This window comes from Paenibacillus sp. IHBB 3054 (genome assembly GCF_051594305.1).
Lineage (GTDB): Bacteria > Bacillota > Bacilli > Paenibacillales > Paenibacillaceae > Paenibacillus_AQ.
Genome location: NZ_JBOFBG010000004.1, coordinates 244,128 through 265,325 on the forward strand (window position 1 = coordinate 244,128; position 21,198 = coordinate 265,325).

Annotated in this window: 16 protein-coding genes; 3 read left to right on the top strand and 13 right to left on the bottom strand. The window is 49.3% G+C overall.

The genetic code is table 11. The features are described 5' to 3' along the window. Nucleotides 1-11: 11 nt before the first annotated feature. Both ACQ76X_RS07860 and ACQ76X_RS07865 read right to left on the bottom strand, forming a co-directional pair. The gene (locus tag ACQ76X_RS07860) at nucleotides 12-944 is read right to left on the bottom strand and encodes a LysR family transcriptional regulator (protein ID WP_438492792.1); all 933 of its coding nucleotides are present in this window, start codon (nucleotides 942-944) and stop codon (nucleotides 12-14) included. A gap of 106 nt (nucleotides 945-1,050) precedes the next feature. Further along, on the bottom strand, nucleotides 1,051-2,169 hold the full coding sequence (locus ACQ76X_RS07865; RefSeq protein ID WP_438492795.1) for a phosphodiester glycosidase family protein: 1,119 nt from the start codon (nucleotides 2,167-2,169) through the stop codon (nucleotides 1,051-1,053). Between the two features lie 172 nt (nucleotides 2,170-2,341). Here ACQ76X_RS07865 and ACQ76X_RS07870 point away from each other — a divergent pair, with 172 nt between their 5' ends. Further along, nucleotides 2,342-2,830 (top strand): GNAT family N-acetyltransferase, encoded by a 489-nt coding sequence (locus ACQ76X_RS07870; protein WP_438492796.1) that lies wholly within the window; start codon nucleotides 2,342-2,344, stop codon nucleotides 2,828-2,830. A 90-nt stretch (nucleotides 2,831-2,920) separates the two neighbouring features. On the opposite strand, the gene ACQ76X_RS07875 is transcribed toward ACQ76X_RS07870, so the two are convergent. From ACQ76X_RS07875 to ACQ76X_RS07905, 7 genes are all read right to left on the bottom strand, one after another. Continuing rightward, nucleotides 2,921-4,204 carry a TPM domain-containing protein gene (locus ACQ76X_RS07875; protein WP_438492798.1) on the bottom strand — a complete coding sequence of 428 codons (1,284 nt, stop codon included), beginning with the start codon at nucleotides 4,202-4,204 and terminating at the stop codon, nucleotides 2,921-2,923. Between the two features lie 140 nt (nucleotides 4,205-4,344). Beyond that, complete coding sequence (locus ACQ76X_RS07880; protein WP_438492800.1) at nucleotides 4,345-8,829, bottom strand: hypothetical protein; 4,485 nt, start codon at nucleotides 8,827-8,829, stop codon at nucleotides 4,345-4,347. After that, nucleotides 8,816-9,574, bottom strand: coding sequence for a DUF6063 family protein (locus tag ACQ76X_RS07885; RefSeq protein ID WP_038591513.1), 759 nt, complete (start codon nucleotides 9,572-9,574; stop codon nucleotides 8,816-8,818). The genes ACQ76X_RS07880 and ACQ76X_RS07885 overlap by 14 nt, the downstream gene beginning before the upstream one ends. Nucleotides 9,575-9,585: 11 nt before the next feature. Continuing rightward, nucleotides 9,586-11,094 (bottom strand): hypothetical protein, encoded by a 1,509-nt coding sequence (locus ACQ76X_RS07890; RefSeq protein WP_438492802.1) that lies wholly within the window; start codon nucleotides 11,092-11,094, stop codon nucleotides 9,586-9,588. Nucleotides 11,095-11,270: 176 nt separating this feature from the next. Further along, nucleotides 11,271-11,867, bottom strand: a complete 597-nt coding sequence (locus ACQ76X_RS07895; protein ID WP_438492804.1) for a GNAT family N-acetyltransferase — start codon at nucleotides 11,865-11,867, stop codon at nucleotides 11,271-11,273. 147 nt (nucleotides 11,868-12,014) lie between these two features. Beyond that, nucleotides 12,015-13,928 carry a threonine--tRNA ligase gene (gene thrS / locus ACQ76X_RS07900; protein WP_438492805.1) on the bottom strand — a complete coding sequence of 638 codons (1,914 nt, stop codon included), beginning with the start codon at nucleotides 13,926-13,928 and terminating at the stop codon, nucleotides 12,015-12,017. 472 nt (nucleotides 13,929-14,400) lie between these two features. After that, nucleotides 14,401-15,081, bottom strand: a complete 681-nt coding sequence (locus tag ACQ76X_RS07905; protein WP_438492807.1) for an HAD family hydrolase — start codon at nucleotides 15,079-15,081, stop codon at nucleotides 14,401-14,403. Between the two features lie 156 nt (nucleotides 15,082-15,237). Here ACQ76X_RS07905 and ACQ76X_RS07910 point away from each other — a divergent pair, with 156 nt between their 5' ends. Then, nucleotides 15,238-15,723 carry a DUF6803 family protein gene (locus ACQ76X_RS07910; RefSeq protein WP_438492809.1) on the top strand — a complete coding sequence of 162 codons (486 nt, stop codon included), beginning with the start codon at nucleotides 15,238-15,240 and terminating at the stop codon, nucleotides 15,721-15,723. A gap of 39 nt (nucleotides 15,724-15,762) precedes the next feature. Here the strand turns inward: ACQ76X_RS07910 and ACQ76X_RS07915 are convergent, their stop codons facing one another. Beyond that, a complete protein-coding gene (locus tag ACQ76X_RS07915) occupies nucleotides 15,763-16,359 on the bottom strand; it encodes a TetR/AcrR family transcriptional regulator (protein ID WP_076109325.1) in 597 nt (198 codons plus the stop codon). Nucleotides 16,360-16,460: 101 nt separating this feature from the next. Between ACQ76X_RS07915 and ACQ76X_RS07920 the strand changes: the two genes are divergently transcribed. Further along, nucleotides 16,461-17,498, top strand: coding sequence for an alpha/beta fold hydrolase (locus ACQ76X_RS07920; RefSeq protein WP_438492811.1), 1,038 nt, complete (start codon nucleotides 16,461-16,463; stop codon nucleotides 17,496-17,498). A gap of 92 nt (nucleotides 17,499-17,590) precedes the next feature. On the opposite strand, the gene ACQ76X_RS07925 is transcribed toward ACQ76X_RS07920, so the two are convergent. From ACQ76X_RS07925 to ACQ76X_RS07935, 3 genes are all read right to left on the bottom strand, one after another. Continuing rightward, entirely contained in the window at nucleotides 17,591-18,973 is a 1,383-nt protein-coding gene (locus ACQ76X_RS07925; protein WP_438492813.1) for a sensor histidine kinase, read from the bottom strand. After that, complete coding sequence (locus tag ACQ76X_RS07930) at nucleotides 18,970-19,677, bottom strand: response regulator transcription factor (RefSeq protein ID WP_438492814.1); 708 nt, start codon at nucleotides 19,675-19,677, stop codon at nucleotides 18,970-18,972. Before ACQ76X_RS07930 ends, ACQ76X_RS07925 begins: the two co-directional genes overlap by 4 nt. Nucleotides 19,678-19,888: 211 nt before the next feature. Beyond that, the gene (locus ACQ76X_RS07935) at nucleotides 19,889-21,079 is read right to left on the bottom strand and encodes a cell wall-binding repeat-containing protein (protein WP_438492816.1); all 1,191 of its coding nucleotides are present in this window, start codon (nucleotides 21,077-21,079) and stop codon (nucleotides 19,889-19,891) included. Between the last annotated feature and the right edge of the window lie 119 nt (nucleotides 21,080-21,198).

The following is a 21,198-nucleotide window of genomic DNA, read 5'->3' on the forward strand; positions in this document are numbered from 1 at the left end:
CCCTCCTGCTGTTATAGTAAGGATTGATTGAAGTCGAAATATTGTTCAGACACCAGATCATTCAGAATTTCAATGAACCCGGACATGATTTCGCTTGGCTTGCGGTCCTTGTGGGCAATCCAGCCAACCGTGAACACTTCATTGCTGTCAAAAGGAACCGTTACGAGCCCTTCGCCGTTCAGCTCAGAGGCCATAATGCCCGTGCCTATCGTATAGGAATCACTCCCCAGCAACAAATGGGTCAGCGTGGCCCGGTCTGTCACTTTAACATTTTTCTGAATCTGCGTGAAGCTCAGCATCTCTTCGGAAAAATGCAGCGAATTGTTATCCCCTTGCTCAAAGGTAATATAGGGGAACGGAAGAATGTCGTCCTGTGTAACCCGTTCCTTGGCGGCCAGTGCGTGGCCCGTTCTGACATAAACATGCGGGTTCGTATTGAACAGCGGGGTGAATTTCAGGTTCCCGTCGCTGAACAGCTTGTTCATCACTTTATAGTTGCTCTCGTTGATATACAGAATACCGAGATCGCTGCGCAATGTGCGGACATCTTCAATAATTTCATAAGTCTGCGTTTCTCTCAGGCTGAAATTATATTCCGCCACATTGCGCTCGTTCATCAACCTGACAAACGCATCAACGACAAAAGCATAATGCTGGGTCGATACGGAAAAATAAATCGGGCTGCGTTTCTTGCCGGTATACCGGTTCTCCATAAACTCGGTTTGTTCAATGATCTGCCGGGCATAGCCCAGAAATTCCATCCCTTCAGCAGAGATGCTGATCCCTCTGTTGTTTCGTTCAAATATAGTAATTCCCAGTTCGCTCTCCAGTTCCTTAATGGCGTTGGAGAGACTGGGCTGCGACACAAAAAGCCTTTTGGCCGCTTCATTCATCGAGCCGCTGTTGGCAATTTCAATTGCGTAGCGGAGCTGCTGCAATGTCAACCCTGTTCCCCCTCCGGTCCTTAAGCGATAATTCAGCATCACAGAAGATATCGTAGCATAGAACCTTCTGACGTTCCACGTCTGTTCTGTCTAGGATACCGGCAGTTTAATGTGTCCGCTTCTTTCCAGCATCGATCTTCGCAGGGTCCAGGCCTTCCCAGATGTTCGTAATATCCGCCTGCTCCGGGTGCTCAAACACCAGAAAAGCCGTAGGCAAATAACGTTCTCCGTATTGCGAAGAAGGTTTGTTAACGATCTCGTTGTCCTTAACAAGTACGGTGGATGAACCTCCGTCCAGATTGGCAGCGATCACCGCTCCGTGCTTCAGCATGATTTGCTGCACATCATATAGATTGGCGCCGATGCTGTATCCGGGCTGTCGTCCGTCGATCACCACAAATAGAAGGGCACCGTCATCACGTTGACCCATCGCCGTTCTTGGAGCAATCCCCCAGCCTTCGGCCGCATTCTTAATGAGGCCCTTGCCGTTGACGATCAATCTCGGTTGAAAGGACACTGCCTCCTGTACACCAAGATCACTGAGCTCATTCAGCGAATAATTGCCGGCGATCATTTTGCCTTGCTTATCGAGGCCGACGATTTGTGTTGATTTTTTTCCGCCCAAGCCATTGTAAAATAATTTTCCTTGCGATATCACGAGACCTATCGGCTTAAATCCGTTGCCTTTCCAGTTCGGGTCGGCGAAGCCGCCACCGTTCACACCGGCAATCGCGCCGGTTCGTGACACCATGCTGGACACTTTCTCGCCCGATCCAATTTTGCCGGGAACACCCAGCCGTACCTTGGTCGGATCATTAACGGTCATGACATAACCTGAATAACCCGTGCCGGACACTTCCTCAATCTCGACCAGAGGTTTCTCTACCTCCACCGGCGGCTGTACAATGGTATGGGTGTCCTTCTCATCTCCCATATGCACAAAGCGTTCATTGTACTCCTTAACCCGGTCTTTCAGTTCATCTTCACCAATGATATATTTCGCCATATAGCGGTGCTGAGTGGTAATCAGCGTATCTGCGATCAAGTAGCGAAGATTATGCGCGGAAGGCGCAAAATATAGCCAGCTCCCGCCGGCGATTAGTAATAGGATCAAGATTAAAAAAAGTCTGGAGAGTGTGCGTAAAAAGCTTTTTTTCTTGCGCTTGCGGACCGGTTTTTTCTTCTTCTTGCTTACAGCATTGCTCTGAGGTAATGATGAGCTCACTTCGTAAAGCCTCCCTAATACTTCTATTAATGGTAATAAGCATGAAAACATATACTTTCATCATAGACGATAATGAAAGATTAAAAGTTTCATTTTTTTCAATTCTGCTGCCGAAGGTTAGGAGACCCGTGTACTATAATGAGGTTAAATGTCGTTTGGAGGGGGATTGCCAATGAATTTTAAAAATTTTGAGATTAGAAAGTTTCGGCTTTCGGATATCGAACAAATTGTTACCTTGTTCTATGAGACGGTTCATTCCGTAAATAAAAAAGATTATTCTGAGCAGCAACTTGACGCCTGGGCAGATAACAATGACCGGGAAACCCGGCAGAATGCCTGGAAAGAATCGTTAAGCAGCCACATTTCTTATATAGTCCAGTTCAATGACAACATCATCGGTTTTGCGGATATGTCACCTGAGGGATATCTGGACAGACTATTTACGCATAAAGACTTTCAGGGACAAGGCATTGCTTCGGGATTGTTAAATGTACTTGAAGCCGAGGCCAGAAGCTTGGGACTGGTCCAAGTAACTGTCGATGCAAGCATCACGGCAAAGCCATTTTTTGAACATCACGGCTATAGGTCCGTTCAGATGCAGGCGGTGGAGCGAAAAGGTGTTATCCTGCATAATTTCAAGATGATCAAAGAGTTAGACTAACAAAGTAATATTAAACTTCACATAAAAAATAATGCCCGTTGACCTTGTAGGGTCACTCGGGCATTGGATATTGCTTTTTCCGCCATCATTTCATCCGTGTCTTTCCTTGCGGCTGCCGCTGCTTGAACCGCCGTCTCCGTGATTCGTCAACGCTGAACTTAAATTGCCCGGTTGCCACAAGCTGCTCTGCAACTGATTTGTTGTTCTACGACGCGGACGATGACTGCGGTTATACCAGCGGCTGCCATAACCGTATAGTGCGATTTTTCTGTTCCGCCATACTATCGCAAGGCTAAATAACAGGATAAACACAAGAAACCGACCGCTGACTATTATACCTTTGGATATAGAAACAGGCTGGTTTTCCACTACCGTTGCTTTGTCAGCCGGTAATGCAGCCGTACTGGAAACGGCAATAGTCTCTGAACTTGCCACTGTGGAACTCTGGGGAATATCTGCTCTTGCCAACAAGAATTTGTGCAAAGCATTGACTGTTGCTACCGCACCACCTGCGTAATTTTTTCGGGCAAATTCCGGTTCAAGCACCGTATCCAGAATTTCTTGCATCGCCTCATTGGTCAGCATTCCGTCGATATCCTTGCCTTGCAGTATATGGTAATTGTCCTCGCCGATGTCCAGCACCAGCATTACATCCTTGGAACCCGCCCCAATGGAGGCGAATTTCGAATACGTACTTTCCTGCAGGTTTTTGTCTGCGGAATTTTTAACCGTAACCACATAAATGCCGCTTTCGGTCGTTGTCTTGAAACGGTTGCTGGATTGGTTGAGATAAAGCTTGCTGACCTGTTTGAGAACTCCGGCATTATCGGACACGTAGGTTTTGGAACCGACCTGCTCCTTCCAGACTCCGCCCAGCTTTTGGATCAGTGACCCGTAAGTTTTACGTGCCCCGAAGCTATACTCCTTCTTGACAAAGTCCGGCTCAAGCGACTGGGAAAGAATTTGCGATAAAACAGCGTCATTAAGCTCGTCCTCCAGGCCTCTGCCCCTAACCGCCCAGTACTCGTTATCTTTGATCGAGAAGAGCAGCAGCACACCCTTGTTGTTGTCAGCTGAGCCTACTTCCCAGGCGTTGAACAGCGAGGTTGCATACTCCTCCATCGCAGCTCCATTTGTAGAGTCCACTGTCACCAGCACAACCTGTGAACCGCTCTGCTGATGCAAACGAATTCCATAGTTGACGATGTAATTTTCGGTTTTCTCATCAATCACATTGGCGAAATCATTTACGTAAAAAGAGTCCGTGTGCTCAGGCACGGCAGTTTGGGCCAAGCTAAAAGCGGGCAGCAGCATACTCAGCAGCAGTACAATTAAAGCTATGATAAACGTCTTTTGTCTCATCCGAATTTCCATGATCTTCATCTCTCCTTCCATACGAAAATAGTATATTCAAAACATAGCCTGATAGAACAAAAAGAGACTCAGCGTGATGCCGGGTCTCTTACTTTATTTCTATAGTTGCCGATAAATAGCGCGACTGATTAATGATATGGTCAGAACAAAGAGGCAGGGATCAGCTTTCGGCCACCTTTAATGAGCGTGGATTCCAGCATTTCTCCTTTATCTCCCCCAAAATACAGCTGCCAGTACACGCCGAAACGGATGCTGACATCATTCTTAACCAGCTCGGGCGGCGTAACGATCAGCCACTGGAATTTGAGTGCTTTGGATATTTCAAATACCGGATCAAGTACGTTGTTCGAAACCATCTCACCAAATGGATTATCGTACAGGAAAACCGTCCAGCCCTTGTTCTCGCGGTTGACCCGCTTATGGGTCATGATCATCATAGCAACCAGCAGCTGCACAGACTGGCGTTGCCCGCCGCTGCCGACAGCCTCATCCAGTGCTCCGCGGTTAATAACTTCCCAGTCGGAATAATGGTACTCTTCGGGAGCCGCATACAGGAAATAGTTCTCAGTCACCGGCTTGTAGACCTGAAGCACCGGAAAACGGTTCTGCATCGCGGCGTATACGATCTTTCCGTCATTGATCATCTCTTTGATAGCGGCTGCCGGCACCTGCTCAATCTTGGCATATTTCTCCAACAGCCCGCTAATGCAGCGATTGAAATAATCACTGACCAGCGGCTCGATATCATCACTAGTCTTCGGCACCGTAATGTTCTTGTAATTCAGGCGGACCAATGGAAAAGCATGTCCATTCTCATTAAGAATGATCATCCGGCGTTCCATACGTTTCAGGATGTCGACTATCTGCACGACACGTTTGGCGGCGCGGCCAACCCACAGCTTGCGGGACAGCTCCATCCCTTCCTTGTCGCTGCGGATGCTCTCAATCTGATCGCGCGAGCTTTGGAGCATGGAATCAAGCACCTGCCGGGCTATCGAGAAGTCATCCCAATGTACAGTGTTCAGCCGCTCCTGGATCTTGGTCTCAAGCTCGGCATTCCAGCCGCTTTTCGCCAATTTGCTGCTTAAAGACGTCTTTTCTTCCTTCACTTTACGGGAGATTTCTGACCGCTCGCTGCGGCTTTCCTTGCTGCGCAGCAGCCAGTCAGCTACCAGCGGCTCACAATTATCTTTTACCCGCTGCTGCAGCTCTTCAGGAACATCCCGCAGTTGGACCCGTCCCTCAACATGGGTATCCATGATTTTGCTTTGGCTTACTAATGTTTGAATCCATTGATCCATAACACTCAAGGCTTGTTTGCAGCTGTTAAGCAGCTGTTCATTCTCCCGGAAACGCCTGCTGATCTCTTCTTCCTTCTGATCCAGCGGATCACGCCATATTTCTACAGCACGTTCATGTTTTTCCTTAATCGCTTTTTCGGATTTCCGGAGATCCTTCTGCAGATTCTCAAGAATGGTCTGGGCGCGGATAAACGAATCGTGGACAAGCTGGTAGTCCTCATCCAAATATACCGTCTCGTTCTTCTGTCTCCCTCTGGCCGTCAAAATCACCTCGGCTGTATCCGTTGGAAGAGGGGCATTCCGCCAATCCTGATCCACCTGGACCACCGCAGCTTCGATCTCCGCCAGCTGTTCACCGGCCCGTTTGATATTCCCTGCTCTCGTACGGATCTCCAGTTCATTCTGCGTTAAGGACTGTTGGAGGCTTTCCACCGTGCTGAGCAGCTGCATCAGCGTATCTTGCACAGCAGGATCAAGTACGGGCTCTTCTTCCAGAGCAGGAGCAGCCGGATATTCGCCGGGGAATCCAATTTCGGGAAACCAGTTCTGCAGCCTTGGAAAAAGTGAATAGCGGGTATCTCCAATCCACTTCTCCCGCTGCTGCGCGGTACTGCCCAGCTCGGCCTTTACCTGAACCAGCCCCTGATCCTTGCTGGCGATTTCTTTGCTCAATTCTTTTTTGCGTTCTACCGCTTTTTGCTTATTCTTATAATCCTGTTCCTGCTTCTTTGTCCGTTCATCCCACTGGCGCAGCGCCTGTGCTCTTTCTTCATGCTCGGTCCGATCGGCTTCAGATTGTGCCAGCTCTCTCTGAATAACCGCAAGGCTGTCTTCATTCCTGCTGATTTCCGTGTTCAAATCCCCGAGCTTTAGATTTAGCTCATTCTGCAGCAATTCAAGTGTATTCAGTTTGGCTTTCTGGGCCAAGGTATGTTCACTCTGGAACAAGCGCTCGAATTCCTGCCGCGCCGATTTGAGCTTCGACAGATAGGCTTCCGCATCCTTAAGCTCTTCCTCCTGTTGCTTAAGACTGGAGGATATTCCGCGTTTCCATTCCTGGAAATGATCCGGCTGCAGAACCATCTGCGGACCTTGATTGGCTAGCAGCAGGAAAGGACCGGATGCGGCTTCCGCCATCTCTTCCCGGATGAAAACCGGCACCGCTGACTTGAGCAGGACTTCTTTCAGCGTATCCGGCTGGAGCTTGGCAGCTTCGCGCTGCGTCACAATAATTCCGTAAGGAAGAAGCGGATGCCGTTCCATTTCCTCTTCACGGCTCAGGTAAGGCAGGTCATTCAGGTAGGAGCTGCCGATCATGGAACTGATTTTGAACGAATCCAGTGCGTCCTTCACTCTCAGGATATCCGCATTCGGCAGCCAGAAGGATTCCTGCTGCAGCTCTACATCGATCAGCTGGTTGTAATAATCTCTTCTCAGCCGTTTCGTCTGCTGCTCAGCTTCATCCAGCCTGCGGATAAACCGCTCCTGAATGGCCGGTTTTGCTTCAAATAGCGCCGTAACCCCCAGTTGGTGATGCTCTTCATACATTTCCAGCAGCACGACCAGCTGTGACCAGAGCTGTGACTCCCTGTTCATCTGTGATTCCAGCAGATTCTGAAGCTCATCGCTTTGGCTCTGCCCGGCATTCAGTTTCACCTTCAGCTCGGTCTGCGTTTGGTGCAGACTGAGCTTACGCTCTTCAGCAGTTTTGCGCTGCTCGTTTAAGCCGCTGATTTGGTCTGCGATACTCTTAGCTGCTATTAACGTGCGCTGCAGTGCCGCTCCTGGCGCCCCGGCTGCTTCATGCCCATGGCGTGAGGCAAAAACGCCCAATTCCTCGGTGTATTGGCGGATAGCCCCTGTAAGTTCATTGATCCGGTTATCCAGACCGCCCAGTTCCAGCAGCAAGCTTTCCCTTTCTTTGCGTAAGCCATTTTCTTCAGCAGTCAGAGAATGCTGGCGGGTTACGAACGACGAGAGCTGTCCCTGCCAGAGCTGAAAGACTTTGTCCCACTGCAGCCGCAACTCTTCCTTCGCTCCCTGAATAACCTCTTGGCGTTCCTTCATTTCCAGCGAGCCTTCGATAGCTTCAATTTCCTTCTGCCATTGCTCGATCTGGCGGAGCTGCGCGCTGCGTTTGGCCAGATAATAAGCTACCTCAAGCTTTTTCTCTTTCAGCTTCGACTCATCCAGCCGCAACTTGGCCCGTGTCTGGTTGTCTGAAATCCTGGTGAATTCATCCTGCTTAAGATCCTGTTCCTCTTTGCTGCGCAGATATTTCAGATTATCGCCCTCAAAACGCAGCTGGCGCGCCTCCTGGTGATGCTGAACCAATGCATCAGCAGTTTTGCTGCGTTCCGCCTCTGCGTTCTTAAGCTCCTCGTGAATGACCGTGGACATCTGCCGACCCAGCAGTTCAGTCTCTCTGAAGCTCCGCTCGGCTTCCGTTCCCTGTTCGACCAGCTCATACAGCGGTGCGGCCAGCGTAGTGAATTCGGCAAAAGCCTTTTCCCTCTGCTCCAGCATCGGAAGTCTCTGGGCAATGGTTGCGGTATCGATAAACATCCGCTGAAGCGAGCCATCCTCTTCTTTGACACCCTCGTTCAGACTGGAGCCAATCTCCGGAATAATCAGCTTTTCGAACAGATTGTGGTTGGTAAAGGCCTCATTTTTTTGAAAATAGCCCTTGATCCCGCCCTCTTCACCATTGATCCGTTTCATGTTACGCCATTCACCAATATGAATATCCCGTTCAGCAAGGAAGCTGTAGTACTTCTTAAGATCGGAGCTGTGGCTGCCGAAGGCAACAATTTCATTCCGCCGTTCCCGTACAAATTGTTGAATCGTCTCAAAACTTACAGGACCGCCTTCCGCATGATCATACAGCGGCAGCGTTGAAAGGGTCAGCTCAGCCTGTTCCTCATAATCCATCAGCGCGTAGAGCAGATAGTCAACCTTAATCTCCAGCTGATCTATCGAGCTGTGGGCAGTCATGGCAATGCCGGTCGTCATGTATTCGTTACGCTCACTGTTGTCCAGCCGCCACTCAATCGCTACGTGAAAGGTATAGGGCTTGAGCTGTTTTTTATGATTATGGAAAAAAGCCTCGACCTGGTTCTCGTTGTCTTTCCCCCAAGCCGCCTTAGGCAGGAGCAGTTGGAAGATGGACTGCAGCAGCACCCCTTTCCCGCCGCCGTTCATCAGGGTAATCAGGGTATTGGCCGGGCCTTCCTCATTGCAAAGATCAAGAATCATATCATCATACTTCTTAAGCATCTTCTCGTATTTCAGTCCGGCAATACGGATTCGTTCAATGCGCGGCATAGCCTTCCCCCTCCTTCTCCGTCAAGGTCCGGCCGATCAGAGCTTTCAATTCCTTGTAACGGTCTACATCGTGGTACAGATACCGCATTCTTTCATATAACTCTTCCCGGGGGAAAATCCGCTTCTCGTTCTCGGAAATAAACACCAGATGTTCCTCCTCCAGCAGCTTCATCCCTTCATGAATCAGTCCAATCCGTGAACCGGAGCCTCTCGACAGGGAATCGCCTTCCTCCTGGCTTTTGGTCTGCATATAAAGGCTTGCCCATACTTTATGCATTGCCTGAATATCCAGACGCCACTGCTTGCTGAAGCTGCCTTCCTCATCCAGCTCGATCCATGCTTGTAGAAGCGAGGACACCTGATCGGAGATTTGGATATAGGACATGCTGTCCTGACCGGGCTTAAAGTGCTGCTCATCCTGATCCATTTCCGCCAGAAAAACCAGGATAATGACGTTGATAATATGTAAATGGGTTTTACGTTCAATCCGTGAGTATTTATTCCGCAGCTGTGTGAAGTTGGACGCGAACCCCGATCCCAGCGGATTGACCAGCAGGTGAAGGCGGTGCCCGGAATTCATAATCCGGCAGCCTCCCTCTTTGGCCATATACTGCAAGGCGTCATAGGCCCCTGTATCCTGCAGGCATTCCACTGCGGCTGGATCATCCAGGGATATGACTTTCCGCCGAAGCAGATCAAAAAACAGCCGCGAAGCCTGCTGCAATTGTTCCAATGAATAGCTCATGCTGTATTCTCTCACCTCTCTACTATAGTAATGGTATAAGGGCTCATTTCCAGACCGGGCCAACTCACGCTTGTCCCCTGATCCGGTTCAAGTATGGTTGTCCGCAGCACTTTACCCCGCAGCATCTCCAGCTCGGGACAATCCGTAAGCAGCCGCTGAATCAGCTTCTGGCACTCGTCACTTCCGCCAGGGTTGTCTTCGTTTCGCTCCTGTACGATGACCTCGGTATGAAAGAATTGTACCCACAGGTCAATGGCATCCGGGAGCCGCGCCCATCGGGACTGTTCCTCCGGAGAGAAAGCATCCGCTTTAAACGTAAAACGTCCTTTGCCGGCAAGCTCGGTAAAAATCGGTTTCCACAGCTCCGCAACCTCAGTCCAAGGTATAGACTTAGGCGTATAAGTTGCAAGTTGCTCCTCCCCTTCTTCATCGGGCTCATCCAGATATTCTTCCGGCAGAAAACCGACATCCTGTTCTTCCCATGCCCAGGCGAGGGGGTAGATAAAGTCCTGGCTCGGTGTGAACAGTCCGCTTATCAAGGTTTCCAGACTGTCCCCGCTCGGCAGGCCTTCAGTTTTCACCCATTCCTCCCATACATTCGTGCGAAAATTAAAACCGGCAGCTCCCCAGAACAGCTCCGGAAAGTTCAGTCTTAAATTGGTTTCGGCTTCAAAAATGCTAAGCACAACCTCCGCGAGCTCGTCATGCACTTTTCTTGACAGCTCCACCCGTTCGGATAACAGGCGAAGCTCGTTAAAGTCGATAACATCCTTCTCGTCATTCGCCAACCGGGCCAGGGAACGGTGAATATTATCAAAATGCTTGCGTTCTTCATCAAACTGCTGGTGAATTTCCTCCAGCCGCTGATGCCGCATAACCCCATATTCGCTGAACATATGCTTCGGGTTGCGCCGCAGCGCATTGAGGTATTCCTGCTGTTGCTGGGTCATCTTCCGAACCCGCGAGATCAGTTCACCCACATCCTGCATCGCCCGGGTGACGCGTCCATGCTTAATATGCATTTGGATCTCCAGCAGTTTAATGCTAATCTGAAACTCTTCTATAATCTCATGGCTCATGAAGATAAGCTCCATCGCATATTCGGAAAGGCGGTACACTGTCTTGCCGCTCTCTTCCCAACTGGTGCGGGTCGCATCCTCGTCTACCGTAAAGTATTTGTACTTTTGCAGAGTCATCTGCCGGGTCTGATCATCATAATAAAAGGCTTCAAAATCCCCGCCGCCCCCGCTCCACAACAGCCCGTCTACCAGCCGTTCCACAGATTCGATGGTGCCGATCCTGGCAATATTAAACCGCTCCAGTGAGCTCCAGGCCAGCTCAATAATATCCTCTTTGGCTCTTCTTTCATTGGATTCCAGCTCGAGATAATAGACCTGCAGCAACACACTGAGCGCAATCATTTCCTTATAAGGCTGCAGTTCTCCAAGATTCATGCCCGCCCCCAGCGTCCACAGTGGGTTAAGGCGTTTGTTCCGTTCACCAAAATCAGACCAGTTCATCCTTGCGCCAACCTCGCCATCACTTCGTAGTTTAGGAGCATTTTTGCATAGCCCTCACAAAATAACATAAACCCATATCTGCCCCATGAAGGGAGAAATATGGGCTGGGTACCACTGATAACTTACGTTTATTGGGGAATATATGTTTCTATTATACCAATGAATTGAGGATAGTTCTACGAATATTTAACATTCAGCAGGTAATGCAGATTCTCTTTGACCGCAGGCCACTCCTCGTCAATAATGCTGTAGAGCACATTATCAAGAACGGTGCCCTCCGACGTAATTCTGTGCTTGCGCAGAACGCCTTCTTTTACAGCGCCAATACGTTCGATGGCTTTCTGTGATCTCAGATTGTATCCGACTATCGTAAAATTGACCCGGATCAGCCCCAGTTCTTCGAAGCAGTAATGTAGCAAAAGTGACTTGGATTCGGTATTGACTGGCGTTCTCCAATACTCTGGTGAAATCCACGTACAGCCAATCTCCGCATTGCGGTGAATCCGGTCCAGATGCATAATCCGCGAGGTGCCGACGACTTTTCCAGAAGCTTGTTCAATCATGACATAAGGAAGGTCGGCCCCATTCTCCTTATTGCGCAGCGCAGTTTCTATTAGTTGTTCCACTTGTTGGATTGTTGTTATTTTTCGCCAGGTGTATTCCCAGATTTGCGGATTGTGCAGGAGCTTGAGCAGATCCGCCCTATGATCGGCTTCCATAGGAATAAGCTTGATAAACTTGCCGTTTAGTTGTTTGATGTTGTTTGTAATCACAAAGGACGCCTCCAGTATTGTCTATTCATCAAGCCCGAGATCATTATAAAATACCCGAAACATCCTTGTCTGCCTATTTACGTAAAATGACTGCCCCGTCTATGAAAACGGAGCAGTCACTGGAGTTACATTATAATGTAGAAACACCTATTGCCGGGCGGAAATCTCGCTAACGATACGCTGAATGATCTCCTGAATACTTACAGTACCGAGATCGCCTACTACACGTTGTCTTACGGAGACAGTAGCGGAATTCTGCTCATTTTCTCCGAGGACGAGCATGTACGGCACCTTTTCCAGCTGAGCTTCGCGGATCTTCAGGCCCAGCTTCTCCTTGCGGTGATCAAGCTCGACCCGGATTCCTGCCGCTTCCAGCGCCTGCTTCACCTCATAAGCGTAATCGGCAAAGTGCTCGGACACAGGCAGCAGTTTGGCCTGCACAGGGGCCAGCCATACCGGAAATGCCCCGCTGTAATGCTCAATGAGAATACCCATGAACCGGTCAATGGAGCCGTAGACCGCACGGTGAATAACGACAGGCCGGTGCTTCTGGCCATCTTCGCCGATATAGGACAGGTCGAACTTCTCCGGCATCTGGAAATCCAGCTGGATGGTTCCGCATTGCCAGCTTCTCTTGAGCGCGTCCAGAATATGAAAGTCGATCTTCGGCCCGTAAAAAGCTCCGTCTCCCGCATTCACCCGATAAGGGATGCCGCGTTTCTCCAGTACCTTTTGCAGCGCCAACTCGGCCTGATCCCACAGTGACTCCGCCCCCATATAATCTGCCGGCCGTGTAGACAGCTCTACCTTATACTCAAAGCCGAATACTTTATAAATATGGTCGATCAAGGCGAGTACCCGGCCGATCTCTTCCTCAATTTGCTCTGGCAGAACGAACAAGTGGGCATCATCCTGACAAAATGTACGGACTCTCATCATTCCGTTCAGCGCGCCGGAAAATTCATGGCGGTGAACCTGGCCGTATTCCGCAATGCGGATTGGCAGCTCCCGGTAGGAATGCAGACTGTTTTTATAAATCATCATATGCCCCGGGCAATTCATCGGCTTAAGTGCGAACTTGTTCTCATCGACATCTGTGAAGTACATTTCATCTTTGTAATGATCATAATGTCCGGATTGCTCCCACAGCCGGTTGTTCATCATCAGCGGTGTACGGACTTCACTGTACTCCCTTTCCCGCTGAATCCCCCGGGAGAATTCCTCCAATGCTGTACGGACGATCATTCCCTTTGGCAGATAAAATGGCATTCCCGGCGCTTCCTCGGAGAACATAAACAGCTCCAGTTCCTTGCCCAGCTTGCGGTGGTCGCGTTTCTTCGCTTCCTCCAGCATATACAGATGCTCTTCCAGCTGAGCTTTCTTCGGAAAAGAAGTCCCGTAAATCCGCTGCAGCATCTTATTACTGGAATCTCCCCGCCAATATGCACCTGCTACACTCAGCAGCTTGAAGGCTTTGATCCCACCTGTCGAGGCCAGATGCGGCCCCCGGCACAGATCCGAAAATTCGCCTTGATCATAAATGCTGATTACTGCCTCCTCCGGCAGATCCCGGATCAGTTCCAGCTTCAGCGGCTCTTCAAACGCCTCAAAAGTCTTCAGCGCCTCGCAGCGGCTGACCTCCCGGCGGACTATGGGCAGGTTCTCTTTGATAATGTTGCCCATTTCCGCCTCTATCGCAGCCAGATCTTCTGTAGACAAAGGCTTCTCGATGTCCACATCGTAATAGAATCCGTCTTCGATGACCGGGCCGATGCCCAGCTTGACATTCTTATCACCGTATATACGTTTAATGGCTTGAGCCAACAGATGCGCTGTGCTATGTCTGTGGATCATCAGGCCATCTTCACTGTCCAGCACTACGATTTCAACGAGGCTGTCCTGTGTAATCGGTTGATGAAAGTCAACAAGTCTGCCGTCAAGTTTACCGGCTACTGCATTTTTCTTCAGTGTAGGACTTATGGATTCTGCGACTTGCGCAATCGTGGTGTTACGCGAATACCTCCTAATTGTTCCATCCGGCAGTGTTGCTTTGATCTCCATGATTCAGCCTCCATTTCTTTAAGTTTTTTTGTATGTTTGAACGCAAAAAAACGCATCTCATCCCAGAAAGGGACGAGTGCGTTTAGCTCGTGGTTCCACCCTAATTTGATCTGCGCGATAGCAACCCCCTGCTGTTCGGCGGAAGTAAAGCTGCAAGATCCTTATTGGTATCCGATATCGGGGATAAGACGGTGACATTTACAGCCTTCCTAACAGCAGGAGGGGTTCAGTGCCACGGCTGCAAAGGGGTAAATTCCGGCCGGTTCTGTAAGAAGCTCTCACCTTGCACTTCTCTCTCTGGTCAGTCCGTGAAGGAACTCATGTCTTTGGTCATTGCCTTGGTTATGGTGTTTATGGTGTTGCTGGTTACATATTACTCAATCAAACACGGAAAAGTCAATACACAGGTGAAAAATAGTTTTTTTGTCCTTGTAAGGTAACCAAACGGGTAAAAGACGCTTTGAGCGACAGATTAACGTCTGCTGCCCCTTGTATTGAGCTTGAGATGTGAGATAATCTCACCAACCTCTTTTACTTGATGTGCGATATAATCGGCCCCTGCGTTCACAAGCTCCTCCTCCGAACCATAGCCAAAGGTTACCCCAAGCGAGACCACGCCGCAGCCTTTTGCCCCAATAATATCATGCTCCCGGTCTCCAATCATCAGTGCCTGCTCCGCGGCAATCTCGTTCTGCTCCAGCACATACCGGATTACCTCCTGCTTCTTGGAACGTGTGCCGTCCAAATTGCTGCCAACAGTGTGCATAAAATAGCCATCCAAGCCGTAATGCCGGAGGATTTCCTCAGCAAATACTGTCGGTTTGGAGGTGGCTACATACAGCTTGTATCCTTTCAGCCGGAGCTCTTCCAGCAATTGCGGAATACCGGAAATCACACTGTTTTCAAACATCCCCAATGTACGGTAACGCTCCCGGTAAAATTCAACAGCCTTCAAGGCATTATCCGTGGTAAAACCCTGGATCTGGATAAAAGAATCATATAACGGCGGCCCTATGTAAGGAATAAGCAAATCGAGATGCTCTACCTCTATTTCGAACTTGTTCAGCGCGTACTCCACGCTTTTGGTAATCCCCTCTTTGGGGTCGGTTAAGGTACCGTCCAAATCAAATAAAATACTCTTCAGTTCTCCCATGACGTATGCCTTGCTCCCTCCAAAATTCAATTGCCGCAGTCTCTTTCCCCTCATCAGCTGCAGCTTTTTCAATCATACCTGCGTTTCTCCATACTTTCCACATACTTATCTTTTAACATTACAGGTGAAGTGATTTTATTTCCTGGAGGACTTAACATGAATATGACGCATTACATGTCCCTGCTTGCGGACAACCAGCCGTGGAACTTAATTCTTTTCATGGCGATTCCGGTCATTTTTGCAGAGACGATCACCGTTACAGAATTTATCTTCCTGTTTACGAAGAAGCTGGATGGACCGCTCCGAGCGTTTAACCGGATCTGCAGCATTCTTGCCGGACTTTACTTTACCGGCGTTTTTCTCTATTTGTTCCCTACCGCGTTTGTCCCGCTCACCGTAAATGGCGAGTGGCATACATGGGTGGACGTAGTAGCGGTAGGCTTCTATCTGAGCGGCGTGTTCTTCCTGCTGCCGCTGGCCTTGCTTGACCTCGGCCTGATTGGACGCAAATATCCGGAAGAGAGCAAGCTGAAGCTGCATTTCATGCTGATCAGCGGCTTCCTGGTGGTGGCGCATATCGCCATGATCTTTGGCATGATCAACCCGGAAATTATGGGCGGCATGGCCGGGATGAATCATTAATCAATCTTCGAAGGGGCCTCTCCGATTTTGGATTGGCCCCTATTTAAGATCACACAGTATAAGTAAATGCTGCTCAAGCATTTGCTCAAGGCGCTCATCGGACAACCGCCCGGGCTGCATCAGCTGATGCATGGCCAACCCGTCAATCAGCGCATACAATTTCTCCGCTTCCAGATCAATATCGAGCTCCGGCTTCGCCGCCTTCTGTTCCACTAATGTTGTAATAACAAACATCGAAACCTTGTACACCTCTTCCTGCATGCGGTCGTTCAGTTTCGATAACTCCGGGTAGATCAACACCTTGGCATTAAAAGAAAACCAAACCTCGCTTTCCATAATTCTCTCTTCATCCAGCGGAATCAGTTGCAGCAGCAGACGTTTCATATCCTGCAGTAGGTTGCCCTCCGGCTGGAATCCCTCCACCCGCTGTTCAATTCTCGCAAGAAAAAGATTCATGCAAAATGCGAACAATTCTGCCTGCGTAGAGAAATAATGACGCATCGATCCTACCGATAAACCGGATTCCTTTGCGATATTACGGACAGTGGCTTGTTCAAGACCCGAGTTATGTATAATTCTCAGAGCGGCGTCGGCAAGCCGTTTTCTTTGTTTCTCATGATCAACTTTTTTTGGCATATCTCTATTATACCTGCTTATCTTTTTATAATACAATGTGCTATAATGTTTTATATAATACGTTTGTATTAAATAAAACATCGAAAGAGGAGCATTATTTTATGACTATTCAACCACAACAACCGAAGAAACGATCCAAAAAAAAGATCTGGAAAAAAGTAACTCTCACCCTGCTCACCTGCATAATTTTACTGCTCGGGTCGGGATTTGCTTATGAATGGCTGGCATCCAGAAATGCAGAACAGAAATACCAGCCTCCCGGCAAGCTGGTTGATGCAGGCGGATACAAGCTGCACATTAACAAATTGGGGCAGGGTTCCCCAACCATTATTCTTGAATCCGGAAGCGGTGAAACCAGTTTGTCCTGGAGGGATATTCCTGAGAAGCTGTCTGAATTCGCAACTGTTGTGAGCTACGACCGAGCCGGATATGCTTGGAGTGAAAAAGCGCCTACAGCACGCACGGGAGAAAATATCGTTCGTGAGCTGCATACGGCATTAGAACGTGAGGGAATCGACGGACCTTACCTGCTAGTTGGGCATTCTTTGGGTGGGATGTATGCCCGGTTATTCGCTGATACTTACCGGGATGAGGTTGCTGGTATGGTACTGATTGATGCCAGACCGGAAGATGACGAGCGCGAGACCAAACCTATTCTGGCTGCGGAAAAATTCGCGGGCAATCCCCCGGCATCAGTCTTGCAAGTGTTGAAACTATCAGGGGCTATGCGTATATTCCAGGATGTGTTGCTGGATGGCCTGGTTGCGAAAGAAGATAGAGGGCAGTTCATAAATGTCATTTCAAAGCCTAGTTACTTCAAAGCTAAAGAACAAGAAGGAAATCTGGCACATACCACAGAGGACGCTATTCGGGGTCAAGACCTCGGTTCTCTTCCGGTAAGAGTCCTGTCACGAGGAATTCCTCAGGATTATGCAGGCTTCGGCTTCTCCGAATCCGCCGGTAAAAAACTGGAAGATATTTGGCAAAAGGGTCAGCGCAAAATGTTGGACCTTTCCACAGACAGCAAGCAGACTGTCGCAACCCATAGCGGACATATGATTATTCACGACGAACCTGATCTCGTCATTCAGACGATCCGCAGCTTGCTGACACAACTACAATCACCATCCCCTCAATAATTCACATTATGCTCACGGGCCCGGACCCCGGTCTTGTTTATGGACCGGGGTCCGGGCCCGGGACCATATAATGAAACGGCCATGAAATCCGGCTATTTATAAAAAACAACCCTACACCGTGTTCCGGCTCCGGCCCTGCTAGTAATCTCAATCTCGCCCCCGAGCAATTCCACCAATTTGTTCACAATGGACAACCCCAGACCGGTGCCTCCGTACTGCCGTGAACGTGATTTCTCTACTCTGTAGAACCGGTCAAAGATATACGAAAGCTCCTCCTCAGGAATGCCAATCCCAGTGTCCTCGACGATAAATGTAGCTGAGTCTACGCAAAAATCCAGCTGGACGCTGACCTCTCCTGCATCGGTATAACGGATAGCGTTTTCCAGCAGATTCATTACGATTTGCTCCATCCGTTTGCCATCCCCTTGCAAACCAAACGGTTCACCGGTATATCTGGAATTTAGCTGCAATCCTTTTTCTTTAGCAGTCAGTTCGACTTTGCGGACCGCCTGATCGACGAGCAGCGCCAAATCGACCTCTTCCAGATTCAGCGGTATTTTCCCCTCTTCCATTTTGGCCAATTCGAACAAATCGTCTACCAGATGTTGAATCCGGTGCGCCTCTTGGTCGATGATGTCCAAGTAGAGTATTTTTTCTTCTTCCGTCTCATACAGCCCTCCCTTAACCACCTTGGCATACCCCTGCAGATAGGTGATCGGCGTCCGCAGCTCATGGGAAATATTAGCGAGAAACTCCTGACGTGTATCCCTGTAGTGCTGCAGATCCATAGCCAAATCGTTGATGGCACCAGCAAGAAAGCCAATCTCATCGTTGCCGCTGATCGTGAGCCGCGTTTCCAGTTCACCAGCCGCAATCTTGCGCGTAGCCTTCTGCATTTGGACAAGCGGACGCGATAATATGCGGGCGATGAACCAAGTGATGCCCAAAGCAAGCACAAAAGCGCCCAGGCCAGACAGCAGCAGTATATCTCTCACCGTAGACAGGGAATGTTCCATATTCTCCGTGGAAGACATCACATAGAGTGCCGAGGTAATAATGTCACCGCTTGAGATGGGTTGTCCCGTAACAAAATAACGGTAGCCGGACGGGTCTTTGTACAAGAAACTCACCCTTTGTCCGGTGGAAATAGCTTGCATATCCTGAGCCCGGATAAAGGAGCGATCTGTAGAATCATGAACACCGGAGTGCAGCATCACTTTGCCATCCAAGGAGATGTTAAAGATGCTGACATTGGAAAACTCCGCAAAGGACATCATCATTTGACCGTTCGTGGTATCTTTGGATTCGGCCATCGCTGTGAAATGGGAGGCCAGCTCCTCAGCTTCCGTCTGCATTTCCTGGTAATAAAAGCTTGTAAACATCCGGTCTATCACTATCCCGAGTAAGAGCAGAACAATCAGAAACACCGACATAATCACGACACCCAGCTTAAAGCCGATGATGTTGTTTTTCATTGGACATTACCGGGGATTTGGAATTTATAGCCGAGCCCCCACACGGTTTGCACCGGAACATAGGAAAGACCTGCCTTCAGCAGCTTCTCGCGGATATTCTTAACATGCGTATCAATAACCCGCGTCTCACCGCCGTAGTCATTGCCCCAGAGCTGTTCTACCAATTCTTCCCGCGTAAACACGCGCTGCCCGCTGCGCGCCAGCAAATGCAGCAGATCAAATTCCTTCTGTGTAAAGAGGATCCTCTCACCTTGAACCTGTACTTCTCGTGCCTGCGGATAAATCCTTAACTCCGGGTGCTCCAGCACCTGCTCCTGTGACGCGGAAACCCGGAACATATTCGAACGCCGCAAGAGGGAATGGATTCGTGCAAGCAATTCTTCCGGTTCAAACGGTTTGGTTAAATAATCATCCGCACCGATGCCCAGCCCATGTACTTTATCTTTCGTTTCAGACCGTGCGGTAAGCATCAGAATGGGCGTCTGACTGCTCTCCCTTACCGCCTGGCAGACCTGCCAGCCATCCATATCAGGCATCATTACATCCAGCAGGATCAGGTCGAAGTTATGTTTCTCTATCATGGACAGGGCTTCGCGCCCGGTGGAGGCTTCCTTAATAGCAAAACCCTCCTGCAGCAAGTAAATGCGCAGCAAATTCCGCATGTTCCATTCATCGTCAACGATGAGAACCTGTGCTTTGGACAAGCTGTTCCCCCTTTTCGTGGCCTATATATAGTGAACTTATAATTCTTCTATTTTGGGATCGACCGTGACTACAGAGAATGTTTGGACTCCCGCCACTTTTCCCTAATTGTAATTCTCAAGTTCAATCTATACAGTTTCTTATTCTTTTCTCAATTATACCTAAAAACAAAGAACAAGCCGACCACGGATGTCCGCAGCCAGCCAGCTTGCTTTAGTGCCCCGAATGGGGATTGTCTCCAGAGGCGGAGGTGATTTCGAGCATGTCATCTATTTCGCTCTGTGTACTGCTGGTTATTGTGCCGGTATCACCGGTTAGCCAGGCATGGTTATAGGGACCTTCTGCCGGTGAATCCTTGAACTTGGGCTGAAGCTCCATCATATAATTCATGACCGAATCCGGTAGTCCGTCTTGTTCCGTAAAGATTAACGGTGCATGTTTTCCCAAATGGGAGAATGGCGCAGCGGCGATGGCCAGCATGGTGGAATCCTTCGTCAATAAGGATAGGTTATGGCCCGGAGCCGTGATACCCCAGCCGAAGCCGCTAACCTCATCCTTGAATTTGGCAAAAGCAATCGCATTCGCATAAGGATCATCACCGGAGATGCGAGTTACCGTACCATATGCTCCCAGCTGCTCCTCGACTTTTCCCGAGACAACAGAAGCTGGTCCTAGAAGGTAAATGGCAGCATTGCCTCCGCGCTTTTTGAGCGCCTCTGCCGTGGAGGCCGGGATATCTTCCTTCGATACGTACAATAAAGGCTCCGGCATATGCGCAATCCAGTTGACTGCAGGCAGCGTATATTCGGGGCTGTCCATTGAACCGATAATCACACTCTGCGGCAACTCGCCGGACACTTTGGCATAATAAGCGTCAATCGCCTGAGCCACAGCAGCAGGATCTTCGCCTTCTATTTTGTCCACCTTTAAATCCAGTGCCTTAAGCTGCTCTTCCACACCGTCCGCGACAGGTCCGACCAGAACGACCTGGATGCCCGCATTGCTCTCAGCACCCAGCGGATTCAGCCGTTTAAGCTCTTCCAAGGTAACCTCCGGAACGCCGTCTTTGCTCAAGAACAAGACAGGCCCGTTGCTCGGATGGTGGATTAAGTCAGTACTCACTGCAGCAATTTGCCAGTTATCCGCATTGGTTAGGACTACGCTTGCAGGCCGGTTGGCTTTAGTTTCTGCCGTCCATAAAGACCGGGACACCAGTACCGCTGCCTGAACCGGGTCCGAGGTATTGATCCGGGTCGTGTTTTTGGTTGCAATCCAGGGCATAGAAATTGCAGCAGAAGGATTCTGTTCACTTTGCGGAGCTGCTGATTCCTTATCCGATTGACAGGCGGTCAGCACCGTACCAAGCAGCAATGTCACAGCGCTTAATTGTATGATTTTCTTCATGTGTATCCCTCCATTTCATAGCTATCACGGATACATAGAAGTTTACCCATCAAATATGTAGAAAGAATGTGGAATTCCAACAATTTAAAAATGAGTATTAAGTAGGAATTGGAGCAGCC